The sequence below is a fragment of the Deinococcus arboris genome (assembly GCF_009755355.1).
GTDB lineage: Bacteria > Deinococcota > Deinococci > Deinococcales > Deinococcaceae > Deinococcus > Deinococcus betulae.
The window spans coordinates 1-3,672 of record NZ_WQLB01000071.1 but is presented as its reverse complement, the minus strand read 5'-3'; the positions used below and the strand labels follow the sequence as shown (position 1 = coordinate 3,672).

Genomic DNA, 3,672 nt, shown 5'->3' with positions numbered 1-3,672 from the left:
AGAGGAGGTCGCAGCCGGTGCAGACCTCCAGCCGAGGCTTTGCCCCTCTTTCTGCGGCAGGCTTGTTATCATAAGAAATCATGAACAGCGCGCCCTGGCAGCTTCTGGCCTTCGGCAAACCGCGCCTTCTAGACCCGACCGGGCAGGCGGTCCGCTGCGAGGCGCGCACCCTGGCGTTGCTGGTTTACCTGACGCTGGAAGGCCCGACCTCGCGCTCACGGCTGGCCGGGCTGCTGTGGCCTGACACGCCCGAGGCAGCCGCCCGGAATAATCTGGTTCATCTGCTGCGCCGCATAGGCAAAAGTCATGACCCAGGGCTGGTGCAGGCGGGTGAAGCGGTAGCACTGGGGCCGGCCCTCGCCTTGGATCTTCAGGGCTGGGAGGAGGGCGGCGCCGACGTTCCCAGCGGACCGCTGCTGGACGGTCTGGGCTTTGACGAGCAGCCCGACCTGGCCGAGTGGCTGCTGGCCTGGCGTGAGCGCCTGGACCTGGCCCGCGCCGGACACCTGGCCCGGCGCGCCACCGAGGCCGAGGAGGCCGGCGCCCTGGACGGTGCACTGGACCTGACCCGGCGTCTGCTGGACCTTGACCCACTGTCCGAGGACGCCTGGCGCCGGCTGATGCGCCTGCATTACCTGGCCGGGGACCGCCCAGCGGCCCTGAAGGCCTACCACCGCTGCCAGGAGGTCCTGTCGCGCGAACTGGGGGTCACCCCCTTGCCCGAGACGCGCGAGCTGGCCAGCCTGATTGACCGGGGCTCGGTGGCGCCCTCTGCAGCACCGGCCGCCGCCCGCATTCCGCTGGCGGTGCGCCGCCCACCCGTGCTGGTGGGCCGCGCCGATGTCTGGGCGCGTATGGCCGCCGCGTGGGAACGTGGTCAGGGCATCATCCTGACCGGCGAGCCGGGCGCCGGCAAAACGCGCCTGGCGCTTGATTTTCTGGCAGCCCACGGCGGCGGCATGCGTTTTGAGGGCCGGCCGGGCGACGCGGGGCTGCTGTACGCCACCCACGCCCGGACCTACGGGCAGGTGCTTGCCGCGTATCCAGACCTGCCTCTGGCCCCCTGGATACGCGAGGAACTCTCGCGTCTGCTGCCCGGCCTGGGCGGCACCCCCGAACCTATCGTCTCTGAGGAGCAGAAACTGCGGTTCTGGCGTGCCAAGGTCGAGGTGCTGGGTGCGGCGGTGCAGCGGGGCCTGCGCCACATGGTATTTGACGACGTGCAGTTTATGGACGAGGCCAGTGTGGAGGCGGGCGGATTTGTGTTCGCCCAGCTGGGGTGGGGGCAGCCCGACGCCCCGTACCGGACCATCCACATCTTCCGCAAAGGTGAACTCTCGCCCCTGCTGACTGGCATGCTTCAGGCGCTGGTGAGTGGGGGCTTGGTCGAACTCATTGAGGTGGGGCCACTGGGCGAAGAGGATGTTCAGGGCCTGCTGGAACAGCTGGAGTTGCCCCTGGACGCGCAGCTGCCTGAGCGGCTGAGGCGGTTTACCGGGGGCAACCCTCTGCTGCTGCTGGAAACGGTGCGCAGCCTCCATGAGGCGCAGGCCCAGACAGGCACGTTGCCCGAGGCGCTGCCCCTGCCTGAAAAAGCAGGCGCGGTGATCTCTGGGCGGCTGGGTCGCCTCTCTGCGCCGGCTCTTCAGGCGGCCCGCGCCGCCGCCATTCTGGGCAGCGACTTTGACCTGGAACTGGTGGCCGAGACCCTGCGCGCGCCGCTGCTGGATGTGGCCGCCGCCTGGGAAGAACTGGAAACGGCGCAGATTGTGGTGGGCGAGCGGTTTGAACACGACCTGGTGGCCGAGGCCCTGCGGCAGGAAATCCCCGAGGGTGTGCGCCGGCTGCTGCACCGCGCGGCGGCGCGGGTGATGGGCGGGAGCGAACGCGCCGCGCCGGCCCGCGTGGCGGGGCACTGGCTGGCCGGGGGCGACGCGGCGCAGGCGGCGCCGTGGCTGCTGCAGGCCGGTCAGGCGGCCTGGCACGCCGCACGTCAGGTCGAGGCCGCGCAGTATTTTGCCCAGGCCGCCGAACATTTTGGGCCGGTGGACGAGCGGGCGGCCTTTGGGGCGCTGGCGCTGCGGGCGGAAGTGCTGGCCAACATGGACGACCCTGGCCACGCAGACGCAGTGCGCGCCCTGCACGACCGGGCCGTGACGCCACTGGAACGGGCGACCGCCTTTATGCAGACCTACCGGGCAGTCGAGTCCACGATCGACGTGGAGCAGATAGAGCCGGCAGTGCAGGCCGGCCTGTCAGCCCTGCGCGCCGCTGAGCCTGGGCGTGAGACGTGGCTGGTTGAGGCCCAATTGACCGAGGGGCTGGCGCTGGTGGCCTACATCCGTGGCCACCACGCGGAGGTGCGTGACCATCTGCGCCGCCTCGCTGACCTGGGCGAGCGCGCCGCGTCCCTGGAATGGCAGGCCAAGGCCCAGGAAGGGCTGGGGCTGGCCCTCAGTGCCGCCTCCCCCCGTGAGGCCACGGCGCATCTGGAACGTGCTGAGGCCCTGCACCTGCGCCGGGGCGACCTGCTGCGGGCCGGCTCCAGTCTGGCGAAACTGGCGCGGGTGCAGTGCGAACTGGGTGAAGTAGGGTCGGCCCAGGCGAGTGTCGCGCGCGGCGAGCAGCACCTGGGCCGTCTGGACGCCAACCACGGCGAGCGGGTGGCCCTGCTGTTCAGTCAGATCATGGTGGCGCATCTTTCGGGTGACCTGGACCTGGCCGCGCGGCTCCATGCCCATGCCCACCGCACCCACAGCCCCGACCACAGCGCGCTCCTGGGATTCTTTCCGGTCTTGCAGGCCCGGACCCTGCGTCTGGGCGGCCAGCTGGAGGGCGCGCTGGCCGAGCTGGCGCTGACCAGGGACGGGCGGGCCTTTCCCGCGCATCTGCTCGCCTTGCGCGCCCTGGAAGAAGCCGCCATCCTGCTGGCGCTGAAGCGGAGGGAAGACGCGCAGGCACCACTAGACGAGGCCGAGGCGCTGCTTCAGGCCGCCCCCAATGTGGCGTGGCAGGCGCGACTCCACGATCTGCGGGCTGAGCAAGAGGCGGGTGACGACCTGGCTCACCAGCTGGCCGCCCAGCAGGTGCGGGAGCAACACGGTTTGCCCCCAGGCCACTGGAGCGCGCTCTGACAGCGGAACTCAGCGTGGTTGAGTGTGATGATCCTCAATCACGGTAAGGCGAACACAATGAGTCTCTGTCAGAGACAGCGGCGAAACTGGAGTTGAGGGGCGTTGTTGGCCCCTCAATGGAACTGGCAGCCGCTGTGAGACAGACGCCGACCAACCTCGGGCAGAATGCTGGGTGGAATCCGAGCGCATTGAGCAAGCGGCGGAGCAGAATCAAAAGCAAGAAGGAAAATAGACAGATGCTGCGTTATAGAAGCGCCGCTGTTGCCCTTCTTTCCGCTGCGCCGTCATGAAGCGGAAGCCGTCTGGTCTGGCCCCGTTCCCGGATGTGGTTGCCCGCCTCTTTAGATGGGATAATTCACGAGATCATTGCCGACCGAGGACGCCTCCGTGAACGCCAGGATATTCACGCTTTCCAGAATCTGCAGAAAGAACGCCGGGTCGCCCTGCCATTCCCGCGTGTAGCCGAGGTCACGTGAGATCCGCTGCGCCGCCTGATTCAAGAGGCCCAGTTCCTGTTCCAGGACCGCCCGGGACGGAG

The 3,672-nt window shown here is 68.9% G+C and carries 2 protein-coding genes; one reads left to right on the top strand and one right to left on the bottom strand.

The window, feature by feature from the left end; translation table 11 throughout:
• Positions 1–80: 80 nt before the first annotated feature.
• Complete coding sequence (locus tag GO986_RS22320; protein WP_157461732.1) at positions 81–3,134, top strand: ATP-binding protein; 3,054 nt, start codon at positions 81–83, stop codon at positions 3,132–3,134.
• Positions 3,135–3,475: 341 nt separating this feature from the next.
• Here GO986_RS22320 and GO986_RS22725 read toward each other — a convergent pair.
• The coding region (locus tag GO986_RS22725) for a hypothetical protein (RefSeq protein WP_198170872.1) at positions 3,476–3,672 on the bottom strand (197 nt) is incomplete at its 5' end.